Below are 18811 nucleotides of genomic sequence, written 5' to 3' on the forward strand. Positions count from 1 at the left end.
TTTCCTGCGCTAGGGGCCGATTTCTTATAAATCCACCCTATGGGGCGCTGCCGTGATGCAGCGCCCTTTTTTATTTGGCGTAGGCCTTGCGCGAGCCGTCTTCAAACACCTCGTCGTCGTGCAAGAGCTTGCCGTCGTCGTCCCAGTCGCGTTCGCGGCTGATGCGGCCACGGCTGTCGTAAATGGCTTCGCCCACCAGCTTGCCTTGGGCGTTGAAGGACTGGTGGGTGCCTATAGGGGTCTGGTTGTAGCGGTCGGTCTGGATGTAGCGCCCGGTGCGAGATGGCTTGCCGCTGTCATAGAAGTCGGTTTCGTCCACGTAATTAGTGTTGCCGTCGCGGCTATACAGCATGCGGCTCTTGGGCTGACCGTTCAGGTAGAAGCTGGCGTCGCTCACCGCGCGGCGCTCGGCCCATTTCTGCTCGCGCACTAGGCTGCCTCTTTCAGAGAATTCGCGCTCCAGCGTCTTGCTGGAGGTTTTGCCGTCCAGCTGCCACAGGGTTTCGCGGCGCAGCACGCCGTCTTCGGCAAAGCGGCGCTCGGAGCGGTTGCCGTCCTTGGTTTCTTCCACGCGCTCCGGCTTGCCGCTGGGGTACAGGTCCTCCAGCCGCTGGCGCTGGCCGTTGGCATAGCTGGCGCGCATCTGCAGCACGCCGGTATCGTTGAACATCTCTACCTGGGCGGGTTTGCCGCCGAAGCCGCAGAGCTTGGCGTCGTCCACCAGCGGCGCCAGCAGCGGTTTGTCGCCGCAGCGCAGGGCGCGCAGCTGGCCGCGCGGCGTCAGTTCGGCATAGGCCAGTTCGCCCTGGTTACCGGTGCCGTAGTAGGTGGCGCGCATCAGAGTGCCCGTCGGGTGGTTGCGGCGCACCAGGCCGACTTCGCTGCCGTTGTCGTAGGTGGACTCGCGCAGCAGCGTGCCGTCGGGGGCGAATTCGCGCACCAGGCCGTGGTTGTTGCCGCGTTCGTTGACATGGCGTTCGCGCAGCAGCTTGCCGTTTTGGTAGAAGCGGTCCAGGCCGATGGAGCGGCCGTTCTGCAGCTCTTCTTCGCGGGTCAGCTGGCCGGTGTCGCGGTCCTTGCAGCGCATGATGCCGGTCTTGCCGGCGGTGGTGCTACCGTTGTCGGGGTTGACGGATTGGCCGTTGAGTTCGCAGTCCTGGATGGCGTGGGCCGCGCTGGCGCAGAGCAGGGCCGCGCACAGGGCGGTGAGGGAGGGGAAATGCATTTTGCTATTGAATATGTAGCTGCTTGCGCAGGTTGTATCTGCGCTAGCAGCCTGTTTAAGCCTTGGTGTCGAAGCGGAAGCTGGAGGCGGTGACGCCGCCGTACATGGCATCCTCGTGGTAGACGCAGGTGGCCGGGTCGTTGAAGGCGGCGCCCACAGCCACCATCAGCGGGATCAGATGCTCTTCGCGCGGGTGCGCCAGGCGGGCCGAAGGCGCGCCGGCCCAGGCCAGCAGGCGGGCCTCGCGCTCGGCCGGGGCGGCGGCCACGGTGTCCTGCAGCCAGTCGTCAAAAGCCTTGGACGGCGCTCTGGCCGCCGGGCCGAACATGCGCAGATTGTGGTAGCTCAGGCCGCTGCCAACGATCAGCACGCTCTCGTCGCGCAGCGGCGCCAGGGCCCGGCCCAGCGCCAGGTGGATGGCTGGGTCCAGCCCGGTCTTCAGCGACAGCTGCAGCACCGGCACATCGGCCTGCGGGTACATCACCACCAGGGGCGAAAACGTGCCGTGGTCAAAGCCGCGATGCGGGTCGAGACGCGCGGGCAGGCCGGCGGCGGCAACCAGGTCCACCACGCGCTGGGCCAGTTCCGGCGCGCCGGGCGCGGGGTAGACCACCTTATAGGTGTGGGGTGGAAAACCGCCGTAGTCGTACAACATGGGCGGCTGGGGGCTGGACATGGCGGTGAAGGCGCTTTCCTCCCAGTGGGCCGAAATGCACAGCACGGCCTTGGGGGTGACACCGATCTGCCGTGGCATGTCGGCCAGCGACTCGGCCAGCACGCGCATCATGGGGCGCATCTCTTCCATGTAGGGCCAGGGGCCACCGCCATGGGAGATGAAATAGGTGGGCAGGGTGGTGGTCATGGGGCGGGAGCTTTCTGTGGGCGAAAGGCGTTTTATAGCGCAGCTGCTCACTAATTGCAGGAAAGCCCCACGGAGGGGGCTTTCAGATTTGTGGTTGCTATTTTATTGATAGCTGATGGTGCAGGTAATACCTGCGCTGGAGGCCTCTTTGGCTTGCATCAGCCTGCCGGTGGTTCGGCCAGTACCCGCAGCGCCGGCAGGCTGGGGAACATCGTGTACAGCGTGCCGCGTGTCGTGACGAACGGTGTGAAGCCGGTCAGTGGCTTGTTGACGCCGCCGCCCATGGGAATGTCGTACTGGCCGCCGTCGCCTTCGTGGTTGCCGATCAGTGGGTCTTTGGCTGTGCCCTGGATGCCGGTGCCAAACGGGTTCTTGTTGCCCCACTCGGACACCAGGTGCTCGAACTGGTCCTCCAGGCTGGCGCAGAAGAACAGGCCTAGCAGGCCACGGTCGCTGTCGGCCCCACCACCTGCCGGGCCGTAGGGAATGCCACGGCGTAGCAGTGGACGTCGGCGGAACGGCACGACCGGATCGGCACGCGGGTTCATGCGCCGGATGTGCGCGCCGAAGGGGCAGCCCAGGCCTTGCTTGTCGGTCGAGAAGTCGAAGTCGTTCAGCTCGGCGTTTGTCTGCGGCGTGTGGTCTGGTCCGGGCTGGTTGGGTGAGCTTTCGTCTAGTACCCGGCCGTCGTGCCAGCGGCCCAGCAGCTTGGCGCGCACATAGTCGGCCGAGGGGGCATCGCCGGCTGCCTTGTCCACAAAGGACTCGAACGCCGCGGTGTCTTGCGCCATCTTGCGGAACACCGAGAAGCTGCCGTTGGCAAAGAACTGGCGCACCGGCTCGTCTTCGCTGCTGAGCAGCCAGCGGTTATAGCCCTCGTCGTTTTCATGGCCCAGCAGGAACTCGCCGGGGGCGTGGAATTGGGGCGGAATCTTCAGCTCGGCATAGTGGGCGGCATGCGGGTGCAGGCCGTTGACCAGCGGGTTGGTGATGCCGTCCAGATAGCCGAAGTGGATGCGGCGTTTTTTGCGGTCGTGGTTCAGGTGGCCGCCCTGGAAGGCGGCGGTCCAGCCTTCGGGCGCGAACGCGTCGTCGGCCAACTGCTGCAGCGTGGCCTGCGCTTGGTCCAGCTCGGCCACGGCGTCGGCATGCAGGGTTAGGAACAGGTGCGCGGTGTTGGGGCGGAAGCCGTCCTCCCACAGCTCGGCGGCGCTGGGGCCGGTGTCGGCCAGGCGGTGCGCTGCGCGCTGGTAGGCACCCTCGGCAAAGGCCGGCGCACGGTCCTGGAAGGCGCGCAGATACACCGAGGGCAGCTGCAGCTGCTGCAGGCCTTTGAAAGTGAAGCCTATGCCGACCGGGCAGCGCTGCAGGGCCTTCAGCCGCGCGGCAGTGGCACGCGAGGCGGTGGCCGAAACGACCCAGCCGCCGTCCAGCAGCGCGCGCAGAAACTGCCGCGCCGTATCGACCTGGATGATGCTCAGCACAAAGTAGCGGCTGTGGTGGAAGTCGTAGCCATTGGCCACGATGTTCTGGATGTGGGCTTTCTCAAGCCGGGCGGTGTGCGGCATTTAGCGGACCTCCGGGCTGGCGTTGATGTCGGCCACGGTGCGCATCGGGTAGGCGCTGTAGAAATAACGCCCGGCGGGCTGCTTGTTGTGCAGGCGTATCGCGTCGATGAATTCCTTGGGGAATTCGGCCACCGGCAATGGCGGAGCGTTTTCGATGTGCTCGAACAGCAGGTCAAACAGCGGCCCGATCTGCAGCGCGAAGTGTTCGATGTAGGCGTCGAAGTCGCCGTCAAAGATGGTGTGCAGCACCAGCTTGCTGTCGTTTTCCAGAAATTCGAAGAACGCGAAGTGCACATGGCGCGCCTGCTGCAGCCGCAGCTCGATGCGTGGCGCGCCGTAGACGATGATTTGCTTTAGCGCCTCGGCGTGCACGGCCAGGGGCTTCTTGAGCTCCATCACCACGTTTAGCGACTGCTGGATGACGCGCTTGTCCACGGTGAACTGCAGTGGGAAGCTGCTGCAGTTGAAACCCCAGTGCTTTTGCAGCCGGTTCGGTTCACCGGTGGTCGGGTCCAGCGTTTGCGCCAGGCCGGGTAGCAGCAGCACCTGCTGCACCACCTGAGCTACCAGTGGCATCGCGATGTACTTGCCCAGGCATTGGTGCAGGTGGTCGCCGGGGTCACCGCCGAAGATCAGCGGATCGTCCTTAGTGGCCGTGGCGCGGAACTCGTGCGGATGGGGCTGGCCGTCGTTGCGGGTGGCAGCGCCCACCGCCAGGATAACGAGGGAGCCGGCCGGGACGCGCACGCCGTCCGTGTCGCCAAATGGGTTGTCCTTCAGCACGCGGCGCGGCAAAAATGGCGCGGGTGGCTGCAGGCGCAGCGCTTCCAAAATCAGCGCGCTGAGCGCACCCGCATCGGCTGGATTTTTTGCTGCGCGCAACGCGGCGGCCTGGGCCAGTGGCATTTGGCCGAGCGTGAAGAACTGGCTGATGGCGATGCTGACGCTGGCCTGCACATTGCCGATGATGCCGGCGATGGAGCCGACCACGATGGCCGCCAGCTCGGTGCCCGAGTACTGTGCCGCCGTGCGCGCCAGCCGTGGCAGCACGGGCTCGAAATCCTTCAGCAGCAGCGCGCCCTGGGGCGGGAAGGCAAAGGTTTGCAGGTCTTTCAGCTCCTGCTGCAGGGACGCGACTTCATCCTGCTCTTTTTTGCCGATAGCTTTCTGGTACTGGTCGATCAGCTGGCCGACGCGTACCAGCAGCATGCCCATCGCGCCCGAGGCCTGGGGCACGGCGAAAGGGTTGGCGACGAAGTGGCGGGCAAACATCTGGTAGCTCATGCCGTTGTAGGCCAGGCGCATGGTCTGCTCCAGCAGGCCTATGTCGGACTGGGCAAAGCCGAACAGGAAGCCGACAAAGCGCAGCGCGGCTTGCTCGCTCAGATAGGCCAGGTCGAACTCCCGGGTTTTCAGCGGCAGTACGGCGGCGGCCTGGTAGGCCAGCGCCGATAGCGCGGCGATGGTGCGGCCGTCGTACTTGAAGGCGCTCATCGCAAACTGGCGCTGGGCCTTGTGCTCGTCGGTTGCGGGTGTGGGCTGGTCCTTGTCCAGGCCCAGCATGAAGGTACCACTGCCCAGCGCCAGGTAGGGCGAGTTGCTGAAGCATTCGGTGTTGGTCAGCGCCTGTTCGATGTGCGTGCGTTGCGACAGCAGGTAGACCTGCTGGTGGTAGACCGAGTCGCCAGCGTCGCTGGCGTGGATCTTGGTGTCGGCGCAACTGGTGAACTGCAGCACGCGCGGGGTTTGTAGTAATTCCTGGTACAGCGCGGCACGCTGTTGATCGTCATTGAGCCAGGAGAAAAGCAGGCGGTTTTGTTGGAAAGCCGAGATCTGCGCGTCGTCAAAGGCGGCGAGTAGTGGGGTCATGGGGGCTCCGTTGGTGACTGGTTGCCCATTCACCAACTGCGAGCTTCAGGCGGTGGCGAGGGGGTCGTATTCGGCTGGCAACAAAGGCTCCAGCAAAGCCCCGGCAACCTGCACGTCGCGAGTGTAGAAACCTTCCGATACGGCGTCATACTCACTTTTGAGTACGATTTTTGCCTCTGATGAGCGGCCTTGTGCTACCTGTAGTTGCGACAGGCTGGTGGCACAGCGCAGGGCTGCGGCCCGATGTTGGCGATTACGGGCAAAGTCCAGCGCGCCTTGCAGCCATTGTTCAGCTTCCTGTTGTCGGTCTTGTCCGTGCAAGGCGGCGGATTGCAGCAGCAACTCGCCCGTGAGCCGGCGGATTTCGGCCTCGTGGTAATGCTCCTGGTACTGGCAGACGATTTCGAACGCTTGGTACAGCAGGGCCAGGCCTTCATCGGGTTTGCCGGCCAGCGCTAGGCCTTCGGCCTGCATGGCAAGGTACAGCGGACGGGTGACGACGGCGCCGGTGGATACCCACATGCGGTAGGCTTGCTGCATTTCTGCTACGCCAGCCTCGGGTTCGCCCAGCTCGGCCAGCAGGCGTCCATGCAGCAAGGTGGAATACGCGAGCCAGACGGCAAATCCGCCTTCCTGGCAGATGCTTTTGGCCTGCTTGGCGCAGTGCATGGCTTCGGTGATCTCGCCCCGGAATAGGTGTATGGACGCACAAAAAGCAAATGCTTCGCCCATGCTGAATTTGTGGCCGAGTTGTTCGGCCAGGGCCACAGCCTGCCTTGCCCGCTCCAGGGCCTGGTCGGCCAGGCCGAGTTCCCACACGGCCCAGGCGGAATAGCACAGGCTCATGATGCCGGGGTCTTGCACCACGCTGGGATGGTGCTGCAGTTGTCGGTAGTCGGTGAGGCAGGCGTCCAGGTGCGCGAGGGAGGCCACAAAATCACCCTTGTGGAACAGGATGTTGCCTGCCGCCCATTGCACCTGGATTTTGCGCATGGGGTCGGCAGCCTCGCCGATCAGATTGGCAGCCTGTTGGGCAATCTCATGCGCGCGGTCAAAGTCGGCGCGCATGAAGTGGTAGCCCTCCAGCCCGAGCAGGGTTTTCATTTGCGCGGTTTCGTCGCCTACGCGCTGGCAAAGTTCAGCCGCACGCTCATAGGCGTGCCCTACCTGGTCGGCGCCGTAGCCGTGGGTGGCGATGAGCTGGCCGGCTAGTAGCAGCTGCAGCCGCAGTTCGGCGCGGTCACGCTCGGATACCGGCGGCAACCGCAGTAAAACGGCCAGACCGCTGCGCAGGTGGTTGATGGCTTCCAGATGGGCGGAGCGGGTGGCGGCTCTGCGGGCGGCCCGTTCCCAGTATTCCAGTGCCTGTGCATCGTTGCCTGACTGCGCGAAGTGGTGGGCTAACAACTCGGGCTGGCTTTGTGCCAGGTCCTGGAACTGCTCGCGTACGACGTTGGCGATGGTGCGGTGCAGGCGTTTGCGGTCGCGTTCCCAGAGGGATTCATAGGCCGCATCGCGCACCAGCGCATGCTTGAAGTAATAGTGGGTGCCCGCAGCGTCGGTGGTCTCAATCACCAACCCGGAGCGCACCAGCGCTGCAAGGCGTGCGGGCAGATCATGCAGCCCGATGGGTGAGGTTTCGTGTGCCACGATGGCCTGCAGCAGCGGCAGGGAGAACTCGCGTCCTATGGTGGCGCCCACCTGCGCAACTTGTTTGGCGGTGGCCAGGCGGTCCAGCCGCGCCATCAGCAGGTCATGGATGGTGGCTGGCACGGTGAAGCGCGCCGCCATGGCCGCATCGTGGCTGTGGGCTTGCACCCCCAGGTCCATTACCATGCGGGCCGATTCTTCGATGAACAGGGGGACACCATCGGCCTTGGCCGCCAAGAGCTGCACCATTTCGCCCGGCACGGCGGAGGGGCCGCAGGCGCCCAGAATCATGGCCCGGGTGGATTCGGGCGACAAGCCCTTCAGTGGGACTTCGTGCACCACAAAGCCGGTGTCCTGTACCGGGGACTGCTCGGTGCGCAGGGTGAGCAGTACCATCAGGGGGCGCTGTTTCGCCTCGGCCATGGCGCGATGCAGAAATTCACGTGTTGAAGGGTCAACCCATTGCAGGTCTTCCATCAGCAGGCAGACCGGGCCACGCTGCGTGGCATGCAGCAGCCAGGCCACCAGCACGTCCAGCGTGCGTTCGCGTTGTTTTTCCTTGGTATAGGACAGGGCTGCCAGTCTGCCGTCCATCGGAATCGACAGCAGGGCTGCGACCAGTGCCTGGGCATCGGTCTGTAACAGGTCTTCGGGCAGCTGCGCCTGGATCTTGCGAAGCTTGCTGTCGGGTGATTCCTCATCCACGATACGCAGCTGTCGGCGCAGAAAATCGATCAAGGGATGGAATGTGCTGTGCACATGGTCCGGCGTGCAGCGGCATTCCAGCACCGCCAGTTTGCGGGCCTGCAGGGAACGACGGAACTCGCTGGCCAGACGTGATTTGCCGATACCGGCCTCGCCCGACACCAGCACTGCTCGTACACCTTGGGTGCAGACTTCATTCCAGTGCTGTTCCAGCGCGCCGATTTCGGCATTACGGCCTACAAATGGGGTGCGCCGAGGCGCGGACTCCTGCGCAAGCTGGCTGCCATTGGGTACTTCGCTGACCACGCGGTAGGCCGCGGTGGCGGGGGCGAATCCTTTGAGCGGCGGCAAGCTTGTGAGCCGCTCGAAGATGAATTTTTCTTTGACGATTTGCCGCGTGGAATCGCTGGCAACCATGGTGTTGGGTTGGGCGATGGATTGAAGCCGTGCGGCCAGGTGCAAGGAAACGCCAAAAGGTTGTCCGGACCGCACCACCACATTGCCGGTCACTACGCCAAGTCGTACCTGTACTCCCAACTGGGTGACGGTTTGGATGATTTCCAGCCCGGCGCGTAGTGCGCGTGCCACCGAGTCTTCATAGGCCAAAGGCACGCCGAAGTAGCACATGATGCCGTCATCGCCCTGGGGGGTGTCTGAAATGCCACCCCAGCGCGACACCACGCCAGCGCACACTGTGTGGTAGGTGTCCAGCACCTCGCTGTAGCGTTCGGCCCCCCAGGTGTCCAGTAGGTGGGTAGATCCCACCAGGTCGCAGGACACCGCCGTGACCTGTCGCAGGTTGTCGTCCAGGCCTGCGCGTTCCATGGAGGGGTGTAGAACCAATGCAGCATCGCCGTACAGCGCACAGGTCCACGGGAGGGTTTCTGTGGACGTCTGCTGGTGGTGGCGGTTATGCCGTGCATGCTGCACGGCGGCCCCAAGCGTACTGCCCTGGGCCAAGGCCTGGTAGAACGCCCGCATGCCGTCGATATGCAGCGGTGCGTCGTCTACATCCTGGTGTATGAGTACGTTGGCACCATACCGCAGCATGCCAATGTGACTGCTGGCACGGTCGGATATCCAAAGTTGCGCGGCGTTGCTGGTGTCCTGGTGGTCGGGTATTGCGTGAAGGTGGTCGTCAGTGCCTATGCTGTGCACCACGTCGCTGTCGTGCACGAGCTTGAGCAAGCTGGTGGGTTCAACGGTTTGGGTGTGCACCAGCGTGGCTTCCAGGCCCTCGATAAAGAGAATGCTTTCGGCCAGCGTTGCACAGTACGCCTCTTGTGCTGGCGAGCAGTGTGGCTTTCGTAGTAGCAGGACGCGCAGAGATTCCCTGCGTGGCGCTGCGCGGCCAGGGCGTTTGGGGGGGGCGCCTGACAGCACGCGGCGGGTAATCTGGAATTTTTCACCTAAAAACTGGCTGCCATCAAAAGCCATTTCCCATGGAATGGCCAACAAGCTTTCGTCCAGTTGTAAATAGATGGCGCGTGATGCGCTCTGTTGCAAGATGTTGCGTATTCTTGCTGGGAATAATTGTTCGAACAGGAGAGCGCCCTGCGTGAATGGATGGCCCTTCGGGGCCTGCAGGGTCCGCATTTGCTCATCGCTGATGGAACAACTGGCGATATGCCCCATGGCTTGTGCATCTGACAGCGCCATGGACAGTTGTGTACCGTCCACCACAACCGTCAGGGTAAGGGTGGGGGCAGCGTCTGGTACTTGCACGGGTATTCCTGCCGGGGGTATCAGGAGATATATCCGGCCCGCTCTGGCAGTACCAGAGTAACGTCGGAGGTGGGGTAGGCCACGCAGGGCAGGATGTAGCCATCACGCTTTTCTTCCGCACTCAGGCCAGGCCAGGCGATGCGGTACTGGACGCCGCCGCTGGCCAAGTGGCAGATGCAGGTTCTGCAGGTGCCGTTGCGGCAGGAATTTGCCATCAACAAGCCAGCATGTTCGGCCGCGACCAGCAGGGGCAGATCTGGCGGTGCATCGAAACCACTTTCTGCGGGTAGCAATAGGGCACTGAAACAAACGGTATCTTGCTGCATGGTGTGACCAAGTTTAGTCGTAGCTTTCCGTCAAAAGCCTGCTTGGCAGGCTTTTGCGGCGACAATCCCTGTCCCCCGAAATGTTTTCGCTCTCTGGGCTATAGGCCCATTTCTTTCTTTTCGTTCTCTTCCCATGACCAGTTCATACATTTTCGATGTGCGTCCCGCAGTTTTGCGCGAAGCCCAAGACATCGCCAATCTCCACGTTATTGCGACGGCCGCCGCCTACCAGGGTCTGGTGCCTGATGAGCATCTCAACACCATGCCCAGTGCCAAGCGCTTGAATCTGTGGCGTGAGGCCATCGAATACGGAGATCCGCAGGTGCAAGTGGCCCTGGACGGTGAAACCATCGTGGGTTTTGTAGGCTTTGACCGTTCGCGCGACAAGGGCACCAAGAACACCGTGGGTGAAGTTTGGTCCATCTATGTTGCCCCTAGCCACTGGGGCAAGGGTGTGGGCCTGGCTTTGTGGGATGCGGCCCGTGAAGCCTTGGTAGACGAGGGGTGCACCACCGTCACCATCTGGATTCCGTTGCGCAACGAAAGAGCTTTGCGCTTTTTTGACTTGGCGGGCTTCAAGCGGGAACTCAATACCGCCAAGACCGTACCCATGGGCGACATCAAAATCGAGGAAATTCGTCTCAAACGCGCCTTGGATTGATGCTGCGCCGTGTGATGCGCCTTGTGCCAGCAGCAGAGGGGCGCAGCACATGGTTCACCACCGTGCTGGTAGGGCTTGCAAAAGCGTGATCTGGCGCTTGTCTACCCGCACATAGCCACCGGTTTCCAGGTCTTTCAGGATGCGGCTCACCATTTCTCGGCTGCAGCCGGCCCGGCTGGCAATTTCCTGGTGCGTGATGCGTTCGGCAATCAGCAGGGTTCCGTCTGCTTGTGGTGTAGCCAGGCCCTGCAGGCATTGCACCAGGCGCCCATACACATCCACAAAAGCCAGATTGCGCGCACTATTGGTGGCCATGCGGGCTCTGCGTATCACCTTGGATAGCAGGTCCAGTGCGAATTCGGGGCGTGTAGCAATGAAGCTCAACAAGGTTTTTCGCGTCAACAGTGCGCAGGCGGTCGCCTCCATGGTTACCACGCTGGCCGACCGGGCGCCACCATCCAGGGCCATTTCACCGAAGTAGTCGCCTGGGCCTATCACGTCAAACGTGATTTCCTTGTCGTTGTCGTCGGTACAAAAGACTTTGACCCGTCCATCCACCACGACAAACAAGGTGTCGCCGGTGTCGGCCTCATGGATCAGGATGGTCCCTTTTCGATAGCGCCGGACTTCGCCCAGAGGCACCAACTCCCGCACCAACTCTGGCATGGAGTTGTCGTTGCAGAAAGTCTCAGTCAGGGTATCAATTGCGGGTTTCATGGATAGACGGCTGCGTACTGCGTACGCGCCAGTCTATGCCATAGCTATGGTCAGAGTCACATTCGGATACACACTTGTGTATCCGAATGTATCAAAGTTTTCTGGAGTTAATGCTGCAATGCTGTCATGTGGCGCGCCATAGGCGGCAGGATGGATACGGTTTCCACCAGTTGCCGGATGGTATCGCAGCGGGTTTTTACCCGAATGCTACGCAATTGGCTGCGAACGGTAGATATCTGCACACCATGGCGTTCGGCGATTTGCGTGGGGCGCATGCCGCTGCAAACCGAGGCCAGCACATTGCTTTCGGCGCTGGTGAGCCCGCGCTCGCGTGCAAACAGTGCGATGGTGGAGCTGTCGCACAGCTGTTGCTTGGCAAATACCAGCAAGGCAAACGGGCCTGCACCGGGGGCAGTCAGCGGGACCACTGCTACGCTGGTCGTGCAGTCTTCGCCACCCAGGCTGATCAACGCGCGTACGCCGGATTGGGCACGTAGCAGGGCGTGTTCCAGTTGGGCTTCATCGGAGTTGAGCAAGGTAGTCAAGCGACCATCGGTAATGCACAGGCCGCTGCGTGCACTACCGGCGCCTTGCAGGCTGCTATAGGCAAGCCGGTTGGAAAAGCGGATTTGCCGCGTCACCATGTGGACCAGCGCCAGGCCATAGTCCATTTGTTCCAGTACGCATTGCATCAATACCAGTGCGTCTGGTGACGAGGCCGCTGCGCTGGACAGGGGCTCATCTACATAGCTGAGAGTGTCGGTGACGGAATCAGAAAAATCGGTGTGCAGCATGGCGTTATCCCTCAAACCTGTTGTTCCCGCGAAATGCAGGTTGGTGTAGCGTGTTGCAGCGCACAACAGGATTGGGTAGAAGGATAGGCAATCGGCTTGTTTTTAGGTGGGTACTTTGCCCGCCAAATTTTGTGATGCATGCACCAAAACTTGGTGCATGCATTCAGCTTTGGGCTGCCAACTCTCTGAGTAGTTTTGCGTAGCCGGCCAGCCAGCGGACGGCGGCGGAGCGTTGGGCAGGCGTGGTGCTGTTGTGCAAGGCGGCGATGTTCTGGCAGTCTTGCTGGCGCAAAGCTTCTGTGTACGTGCGCTCCGAGGGGGTGTTCGGATGCAGGCTGCGTGCCATCAAGTCATGGATGGCGCTACGTGCATCAGGGGCGCGGGCCGATTGGCGCAGTGTTTGCAGCATATCGGTCTGGCGGCGCAGGCGCTCGGCTTGCGTGCGCTGCGGGTCGAACAACGACTGCTCCGATTGCTGGCGCAGCAATGCTTTCTGTGCTGCATCTATGCGTCCATAGACGGTTTCGGCGCGTTCCAGTACGGTATCGAGGCGCTTGGCCCGCAGCTCGGCCGGCTCCAGAGCCAGCCATTCCTTGCGGTAGTCGGTGTTTTTGTCGGCAAACTTATGCTCCAAATGTTGGAGCTGCGCCGGGCTCAGGCTCTGGGCCAGTGTGGTTGCTGGGCCCTCGGTGCTGAATACCAGAGCCTCTACAAAGCTGCGTAGCTGCTGGCCTGTCGCGCAGACCTGCTCGGGCGTGGTGTCTTGTGCGGCTTGGCCCTGGAGTTGCTGCAGCCAGTCGGCGTAGATGGGCAGTTGCTGCTGTCGCTGGATGTGCTGCAGTGCACGCAGGTCTTCGCGCACCTGTTGCGCCTGGGCCTTGTCCAGATCCACATAGCCGTTCAGCCACCAGACGCCCAGGTGTTCGCCCTGGTTGTAGGCCAGCTTCAGGCTGGTGCAGGCGGACAGCAGAAAGCTGGCCAACAACAGGCTGATAATCCCAATCCATTTACCTTTGAAGAAGCAAGACATGGCAGAAATCGACGTAGTCATCATGGCCGCGGGCAAAGGCACCCGCATGAAAAGCAAGCTGCCCAAAGTGTTGCACTCTTTGGCCGGGCGTGCGTTGCTGGCCCATGTTGTCCACACCGCCAGCAGTCTGCAGCCCCGCAATGTGGTGGTCATTACCGGTCATGGCGCTACAGAAGTTGAAGCGGCCAGCGCAGGATACACAAGCGCTGGTGATACTTTTCCTATAAATTTTGCACGCCAGGAGCCGCAGCTGGGCACGGGCCATGCGGTGCAGCAGGCACTGCCCCAGCTGGCCGATGACGGCGTGGTGGTGATTCTGTCGGGCGACGTGCCCCTGACCCAGGCCGACACCCTGCGCCAGCTGATCGCCGTGGGCGCTGGGAGCAAGCTGGCCCTGCTGACGCTGGAGCTGCCCAACCCCAGTGGTTATGGCCGCATTGTGCGCAATGGAGATGCGGTGCAGGCCATCGTCGAGCACAAGGACGCCACGGACGAACAGCGCGCCATCCGCGAGATCTACAGCGGCATCATGGCGGTGCCCGCAAAGCATCTGCGCACCTGGCTGGGCCGTTTGGACAACCGCAACGCCCAGTCCGAGTATTACCTGACCGACATCGTCAAGATGGCCGTGGTCGATGGCGTACCGGTGGTGGCCCACAAGATCAGCGACGAGCTGCAGGTCGCAGGCGTCAACAGCCCCGTACAGCTGGCCGAACTGGAGCGCGCTTACCAGCGGCAGCAGGCGCTATCACTCATGGAGCAAGGCGTGCGCCTGGCCGACCCTGCGCGGCTGGATGTGCGCGGCAGTTTGCAATGCGGGCAGGACGTATCGATTGACGTGAATTGCGTGTTTGAAGGCCAGGTCAGCCTGGGCGACGGTGTACGCATAGGCGCCAACTGCGTGATCGCCAGCGCCCAGATCGCCGCCGGTGCGGTGATCCACCCGTTCACCCACATCGATGGCGAAAAGCTGGGCGTTTCGGTGGGGCCGGGCTCCTTGATCGGCCCGTTCGCCCGTTTGCGCCCGGGTGCCCAGCTGGGTGCCGAGGTGCATATCGGTAACTTTGTGGAGGTGAAGAACTCCACCCTGGCCAACGGCGCCAAGGCCAACCATCTGGCCTACCTGGGCGACGCCACCGTGGGTGAGCGCGTCAATTACGGCGCTGGCAGCATCACCGCCAACTACGACGGCGCCAACAAGCACCGCACGGTGATTGGTGACGACGTGCATGTGGGCAGCAACTGCGTGCTGGTGGCGCCCATCACCATCGGTGCGGGCGGTACGGTGGGCGGCGGCTCCACGTTGACCAAGGACGCCGCGCCTGGTGCGCTCAGCGTGGCGCGTGCGCGCCAGGTGGCGATTGCCAACTGGAGTCGTCCGAAAAAGGCCAAACCTTGAGCGGAGCCGAAGCCATCATCGCCGATCTGCAGGTCCGCCTGCAGCGCAGCGAAGCGCACAACGCCGCGCTGCAGGCCGAGCTGGAGCGTTTTGCCCACACCGTGTCGCACGACCTGCGGGCACCGCTGCGCCATATCACCGCCTATGCGCCGCTGGTGCGCGAGATGCTGGCCGAGGGCGAAGACCCCGCGCAATGCCTGGATACGCTGGAGCAGGCGGCACGCAACATGGCCCGCATGCTGGACGCCGTGCTGGAGCTGTCACGCCTCTCGCGCGTGGCTTTGCAGCCGGTTGTGTTGCCCATGGCCGCGCTGATAGCTGAAGCCCAGAATGCGCTGGCACCAGCGGCGGCGGGCCGCCAGGTGGAATGGCAACTGCCTGACAACTGGCCCGAGGTGCATGGCGACCCCGCACTCATACGCCAGTTGTGGCAGCAGCTTTTGTCGAACGCACTGAAGTTCACCCGGCCGCGGGCCCAGGCACAGATTGCGCTGGGCTGGGAGCCGCAAGTCGGCGGGGTGGTGTTTTGGGTGCGCGACAACGGCGTGGGTTTCAATCCTGCGGCCAGCGGCTCCATGTTTGACCTGTTCCAGCGGCTGCACACCACGTCGGAGTTCGAGGGCGCTGGCGTGGGCCTGGCCCTGGCGCGCCAGGTCGTATTGCGCCACGGCGGCAGCATCCAGGCTGAAGGCGCGCTGGATGGCGGCTGTACCCTGCGTTTCACCTTGCCTGTGTAGGGCGCGATAATGTTTGGCAGGTCGCTTCGACCCATCCCCTATTTTTCCAACTGAGAACCGACCATGAAAAAAACCATCCTCGCGGTAACTTTGCTTGCTGCAGCTGCTTTGGCGCAGGCGGAAATTAGCCCTGCCAAGCAAGAGTTGATCAACAAGGTGCTACAGCTGCAGCAACCTACGCTGGACCAGATGTCGCGCCAATTGGCCGAAGGGGATGCCTTGCGTTTGATGCAGAACGCCATGTCGGTGATCCAGTTCAAGGCACCGCCTGAAAAGCGCGAAGCCCTGGCCAAGGACGTGCAAGGTGATGTGAAGAAATATGTGGACGATGTACGCCCCATGCTGCGTGACCGCCTGACCAAGCTCGCACCCAGCGCCATTGGCCCGCTGCTGGATGCACGCTTCAGTGAAGACGAGCTGCGCCAACTGATTGCCGTGATTGACTCGCCGGTGTTGCGCAAGTTCTCTCAACTGGGCCCCGACCTGCAGAAGGCGGTGTTCGAAAAGATTTCTGCCGACAGCAAGCCCCAGATAGAAACCAAGCTGCGCGCACTGGATGCCACCATCGTCAAGCGTCTGAACGCCGCGGGCGCCATGGGCACGCCTCCCGCACCTGCTGCCAGTAAATAAGAGTTGGCCATAAAAATAGCCGCTAGCGCAGGAGCTACCTGCGCTAGCGGCTATTTATTTGATAGCACCTCAGGCCAGCGCCATTTCTTTTTTGTTCTCCCGCGCCACCGAGCCGGCATAGGCCAAGCCTGCCGCAACGCTGGAGAATCGGTCGCCCGCCACCAAGCGAGAGTGGGGGAACAAGGCCTGCATGGCCTGCTGCAGCGGTGCCAGGGCGGATGAGCCACCCGTGAGATAGACCACGTCGGGCTGGGCCAGGCCGGCCATATCCACGCAGGCTTGGGCCGTTTGCACCACGCGTGCCAGCTGGGCCTGCAGCGCCTGGGCCAGGCCTTCGGGGGTAAGCAAGGCCGTCAAACCACGCTCTATGCAATCCAGGTCCATGGTCGCCTCCGCCCCGGACAGCGAGCAGGCAATCTTGCTGGCTTCCACATTGGCCAGGATGTGGTGGCCCACGCGTTCCTGCAGCACATGCACGAGCCGCTGGTATAGCGCGCGGTCCGTGTAGTCGTCGCGCAGGTCGGTGGCCTGGGCCAGGCTTTTGCGTGAATACGACTGGTGGATCAGGTGCCAGGTGGACAGGTCAAAAAAGATGCCGGACGGCACTTCGCGCCCGCTGGGTCCGGTATGGCCCAGGCCCAGCAGGGGCATGGCGTGGCGCAGATTCAGCAACTGGTCGAAGTCGGTGCCGCCGATGTGCACGCCGGTGGTGGCCAGGATGTCGTTGGCACGGTCGGCATGCAGCTGGCGGCCTGGGCCGACGCGCACCACGGTGAAGTCCGAGGTGCCGCCGCCAATGTCCACCACCAGCACCGTGGTTTCGGTGCTGACGCGGCGCTCAAAGTCGAATGCCGCGGCGATGGGCTCCAGCTGGAACTGCACGTCTTCAAAGCCCGCCGCACGTGCGGCCTGCTCCAGCGTGGCCTGGGCCAGGGCGTCGCGCTGGGCGTCGTCGTCCACAAAATGCACCGGGCGGCCCAGCATGGCGTGCTGCACGGCGTGGCCCAGGTGGGCTTCGGAGCGCTTTTTTAGTTCCTTGAAGAACAGTACCAGGATCTCGGTGTAGCTGATGAGCTGGCCGTTGACCACGGTTTTCTCTTCCATCAGCCGGCTGCCCAGCAGGCTTTTGATGGAGCGCATCAAACGCCCTTCGGTGCCTGCCAGATAGGCCTGCATGGCGGCGCTGCCATAGCTGGTGTGTTGGTCTTCATAGGAGAAGAACAGGGCCGTGGGCAGGGTGGGCTTACCCGCGTCCAGCGGGATGGTTTCCAGGCTGCCGTCGGCGCGCACCAGGGCCGCTACGGTGTTGGAGGTACCAAAGTCGATTCCCAGCATCATCCCTGTGCCGCTCCCTGAACAGACGGTAGAACAGACTGCAGAAAGCGGCTGATGTCCGCCACCTCCTGGGGGTGCACGCTGTGCGGCATCGGGTAGGTATGCCATTGCACTGGATGGCCTAGCGCGGTCAGCGCCTGGCGCGAGCCTTCGGCGCGGGCCAGTGGCACCACCGGGTCGGCCGTGCCGTGGGCCATGTAGATGGGGGTGTTGAAGTTGGCCGGGTGGCGCTCGGTAGCCAGGGTGTCGGCCAGCGGCAGGTAGCCCGATAAGGCCATGATGCCCGCCAGCCGCGCTGGATGGCGCAGCCCGGTGTGCAAGGCCATGGCGCAGCCCTGAGAGAAGCCCGCCAGCACGATGTGCTTGGCAGCAATGCCACGGGCGACCTCGTGGGCGATCAGGGCTTCGATGGCGCGGGCCGAGGCGTGGATGCCGGCCGCGTCTTCCTGGCGCACCAGGTCCACATTCTTGATGTCGTACCAGGCGGGCATGGGGTAGCCGTTGTTGATGCTTACCGGCATGACGGGCGCGTGCGGAAACACGAAGCGGATGGGCGCGCAGCCGCGCAGGTCCAGCTCGGGCACGATGGCCGCAAAGTCGTCACCGCTGGCACCCAGGCCGTGCATCCAGATCACTGCGGCGGTGGGCTGGGGTGCGCTTTCAATTTCAATGCGTTGCAACAGGGCATTAAACGAGGCGTTAACGGGAGAAGTCATGGGAGTCCATACGGGTAAACCGCGGGTTTGCGGCGTCAGAAGGGGGTCGATTCTAAAGAGGTAGGCCAAAAGACGCCTGCAAGACGGGCAAAATCGCCCGGTGCCTTATCTCCGTATCCTTCTTCTGTTGTCTTTTTGCGCCAATCTGGGCCCGGCCTGGGCGCAGCCGGCAGCTAATCTGCCCGCCACCAGCAAGGACATGCAGATCGTGCAGCGCATAGACGACGTGCTGGTTGGTGTAGATGCGGTGTCGCTGCAGATCGTGGACCGCAGCCATGTCAGCGGCACCTATTTCCTGATCAATCTGCGCCAGCCCAGTCCGCTCGCCGGTAACGCCGACTTTGTGGTGGACTGCCAGGGGCCGCTGCGCATTGCCACGCTGGAATCGACCCTGCCGTCGGGCTCCCTGAAGACCGAGACCCCGCCGTTGCAGCGGCGCAGCGGGCCGCTGGACATGGCGCAGCTGGTGTTTGCGCCCGTGCACATGCTGGACGGCACCTGGCTGGTGGCCGAATTTGCCTGTCGCAGTACCAGCCAGCCGGGCCGGGCGCGCCAGATCGCACGCCAACTCCTGGAGCAGGGCGGGCCGCCCGACACGCGTACCCTGTACTGCGATCTGCGGGCCGACGGCAGCACCCAGGTGCGGCGCGGTGTGGAGCTGCGCTTCAGCGAGCAAGAGGACGCCGTGGCCGTGAACCGGCAGTGGCTCAGCTCGGGCTTTGTGGATGACAAAGAGGTGGTGTTTGGCAGCGGCGCCCAGTGGATCGTGGACCGCCAGGCCAGCCGCGCCCGGCTGGTGGCGCCGGGCGGCGAGCTGCTGTACGCCGGCCGGTGCGATAGCCGACCGCCTGTGCCTTGAGGG

Annotated in this window: 16 protein-coding genes; 5 read left to right on the forward strand and 11 right to left on the reverse strand. The window is 63.1% G+C overall.

What is annotated here, in order from left to right; genetic code table 11:
* Positions 1-70: 70 nt before the first annotated feature.
* The 6 genes from AC07R0_RS03690 to AC07R0_RS03715 form a co-directional block, all read right to left on the reverse strand.
* On the reverse strand, positions 71-1225 hold the full coding sequence (locus tag AC07R0_RS03690; RefSeq protein WP_495103837.1) for a toxin-antitoxin system YwqK family antitoxin: 1155 nt from the start codon (positions 1223-1225) through the stop codon (positions 71-73).
* Positions 1226-1280: 55 nt separating this feature from the next.
* Complete coding sequence (locus AC07R0_RS03695) at positions 1281-2087, reverse strand: DODA-type extradiol aromatic ring-opening family dioxygenase (protein WP_495103838.1); 807 nt, start codon at positions 2085-2087, stop codon at positions 1281-1283.
* Positions 2088-2245: 158 nt separating this feature from the next.
* A complete protein-coding gene (locus AC07R0_RS03700) occupies positions 2246-3655 on the reverse strand; it encodes a hypothetical protein (protein WP_495103839.1) in 1410 nt (469 codons plus the stop codon).
* Positions 3656-5524, reverse strand: coding sequence for a cytochrome P450 (locus AC07R0_RS03705; protein WP_495103840.1), 1869 nt, complete (start codon positions 5522-5524; stop codon positions 3656-3658). It abuts the gene before it with no gap.
* A 45-nt stretch (positions 5525-5569) separates the two neighbouring features.
* On the reverse strand, positions 5570-9604 hold the full coding sequence (locus tag AC07R0_RS03710; RefSeq protein ID WP_495103841.1) for an ATP-binding protein: 4035 nt from the start codon (positions 9602-9604) through the stop codon (positions 5570-5572).
* Positions 9605-9624: 20 nt separating this feature from the next.
* Positions 9625-9930, reverse strand: a complete 306-nt coding sequence (locus tag AC07R0_RS03715) for a 2Fe-2S iron-sulfur cluster-binding protein (protein WP_495097032.1) — start codon at positions 9928-9930, stop codon at positions 9625-9627.
* A 133-nt stretch (positions 9931-10063) separates the two neighbouring features.
* Between AC07R0_RS03715 and AC07R0_RS03720 the strand changes: the two genes are divergently transcribed.
* Entirely contained in the window at positions 10064-10591 is a 528-nt protein-coding gene (locus AC07R0_RS03720) for a GNAT family N-acetyltransferase (protein WP_495097033.1), read from the forward strand.
* Positions 10592-10645: 54 nt separating this feature from the next.
* Here AC07R0_RS03720 and AC07R0_RS03725 read toward each other — a convergent pair whose 3' ends face one another.
* The 3 genes from AC07R0_RS03725 to AC07R0_RS03735 all read right to left on the reverse strand — a co-directional run bounded on the left by AC07R0_RS03725 (position 10646) and on the right by AC07R0_RS03735 (position 13132).
* Positions 10646-11308 carry a Crp/Fnr family transcriptional regulator gene (locus AC07R0_RS03725; RefSeq protein WP_495097034.1) on the reverse strand — a complete coding sequence of 221 codons (663 nt, stop codon included), beginning with the start codon at positions 11306-11308 and terminating at the stop codon, positions 10646-10648.
* 107 nt (positions 11309-11415) lie between these two features.
* The gene (locus tag AC07R0_RS03730; protein WP_495073851.1) at positions 11416-12102 is read right to left on the reverse strand and encodes a helix-turn-helix transcriptional regulator; all 687 of its coding nucleotides are present in this window, start codon (positions 12100-12102) and stop codon (positions 11416-11418) included.
* 163 nt (positions 12103-12265) lie between these two features.
* Positions 12266-13132 carry a DUF6279 family lipoprotein gene (locus AC07R0_RS03735; protein WP_495103842.1) on the reverse strand — a complete coding sequence of 289 codons (867 nt, stop codon included), beginning with the start codon at positions 13130-13132 and terminating at the stop codon, positions 12266-12268.
* Between AC07R0_RS03735 and glmU the strand changes: the two genes are divergently transcribed.
* The 3 genes from glmU to AC07R0_RS03750 all read left to right on the forward strand — a co-directional run bounded on the left by glmU (position 13131) and on the right by AC07R0_RS03750 (position 15898).
* Entirely contained in the window at positions 13131-14531 is a 1401-nt protein-coding gene (gene glmU, locus AC07R0_RS03740) for a bifunctional UDP-N-acetylglucosamine diphosphorylase/glucosamine-1-phosphate N-acetyltransferase GlmU (RefSeq protein ID WP_495103843.1), read from the forward strand. The genes AC07R0_RS03735 and glmU overlap by 2 nt on opposite strands.
* Positions 14528-15268: a sensor histidine kinase gene (locus tag AC07R0_RS03745; RefSeq protein WP_495103844.1), complete on the forward strand. Its 741-nt coding sequence runs from the start codon at positions 14528-14530 to the stop codon at positions 15266-15268. Before glmU ends, AC07R0_RS03745 begins: the two co-directional genes overlap by 4 nt.
* Positions 15269-15331: 63 nt before the next feature.
* The gene (locus tag AC07R0_RS03750; protein ID WP_495073847.1) at positions 15332-15898 is read left to right on the forward strand and encodes a DUF2059 domain-containing protein; all 567 of its coding nucleotides are present in this window, start codon (positions 15332-15334) and stop codon (positions 15896-15898) included.
* Between the two features lie 69 nt (positions 15899-15967).
* On the opposite strand, the gene AC07R0_RS03755 is transcribed toward AC07R0_RS03750, so the two are convergent.
* The gene (locus tag AC07R0_RS03755) at positions 15968-17233 is read right to left on the reverse strand and encodes an Hsp70 family protein (protein WP_495103845.1); all 1266 of its coding nucleotides are present in this window, start codon (positions 17231-17233) and stop codon (positions 15968-15970) included.
* Positions 17233-17949 (reverse strand): alpha/beta hydrolase, encoded by a 717-nt coding sequence (locus tag AC07R0_RS03760; protein WP_495097039.1) that lies wholly within the window; start codon positions 17947-17949, stop codon positions 17233-17235. The genes AC07R0_RS03755 and AC07R0_RS03760 overlap by 1 nt, the downstream gene beginning before the upstream one ends.
* Before the next feature lie 100 nt (positions 17950-18049).
* Between AC07R0_RS03760 and AC07R0_RS03765 the strand changes: the two genes are divergently transcribed.
* Positions 18050-18808, forward strand: coding sequence for a hypothetical protein (locus AC07R0_RS03765; protein WP_495103846.1), 759 nt, complete (start codon positions 18050-18052; stop codon positions 18806-18808).
* Positions 18809-18811 lie beyond the last annotated feature (3 nt).

This window comes from Rhodoferax sp. GW821-FHT07F03 (genome assembly GCF_059418745.1).

Excerpts from the sequence above, each read along its gene's own strand:
- AC07R0_RS03690 (WP_495103837.1), bottom strand. The coding sequence starts at position 1,225 with ATGCATTTCCCCTCCCTCACCGCCCTGTGCGCGGCCCTGCTCTGCGCC.
- AC07R0_RS03695 (WP_495103838.1), bottom strand. The coding sequence starts at position 2,087 with ATGACCACCACCCTGCCCACCTATTTCATCTCCCATGGCGGTGGCCCC.
- AC07R0_RS03700 (WP_495103839.1), bottom strand. The coding sequence starts at position 3,655 with ATGCCGCACACCGCCCGGCTTGAGAAAGCCCACATCCAGAACATCGTG.
- AC07R0_RS03705 (WP_495103840.1), bottom strand. The coding sequence starts at position 5,524 with ATGACCCCACTACTCGCCGCCTTTGACGACGCGCAGATCTCGGCTTTC.
- AC07R0_RS03715 (WP_495097032.1), bottom strand. The coding sequence starts at position 9,930 with ATGCAGCAAGATACCGTTTGTTTCAGTGCCCTATTGCTACCCGCAGAA.
- AC07R0_RS03720 (WP_495097033.1), top strand. The coding sequence starts at position 10,064 with ATGACCAGTTCATACATTTTCGATGTGCGTCCCGCAGTTTTGCGCGAA.
- AC07R0_RS03725 (WP_495097034.1), bottom strand. The coding sequence starts at position 11,308 with ATGAAACCCGCAATTGATACCCTGACTGAGACTTTCTGCAACGACAAC.
- AC07R0_RS03730 (WP_495073851.1), bottom strand. The coding sequence starts at position 12,102 with ATGCTGCACACCGATTTTTCTGATTCCGTCACCGACACTCTCAGCTAT.
- glmU (WP_495103843.1), top strand. The coding sequence starts at position 13,131 with ATGGCAGAAATCGACGTAGTCATCATGGCCGCGGGCAAAGGCACCCGC.
- AC07R0_RS03735 (WP_495103842.1), bottom strand. The coding sequence starts at position 13,132 with ATGTCTTGCTTCTTCAAAGGTAAATGGATTGGGATTATCAGCCTGTTG.
- AC07R0_RS03750 (WP_495073847.1), top strand. The coding sequence starts at position 15,332 with ATGAAAAAAACCATCCTCGCGGTAACTTTGCTTGCTGCAGCTGCTTTG.
- AC07R0_RS03755 (WP_495103845.1), bottom strand. The coding sequence starts at position 17,233 with ATGCTGGGAATCGACTTTGGTACCTCCAACACCGTAGCGGCCCTGGTG.
- AC07R0_RS03760 (WP_495097039.1), bottom strand. The coding sequence starts at position 17,949 with ATGACTTCTCCCGTTAACGCCTCGTTTAATGCCCTGTTGCAACGCATT.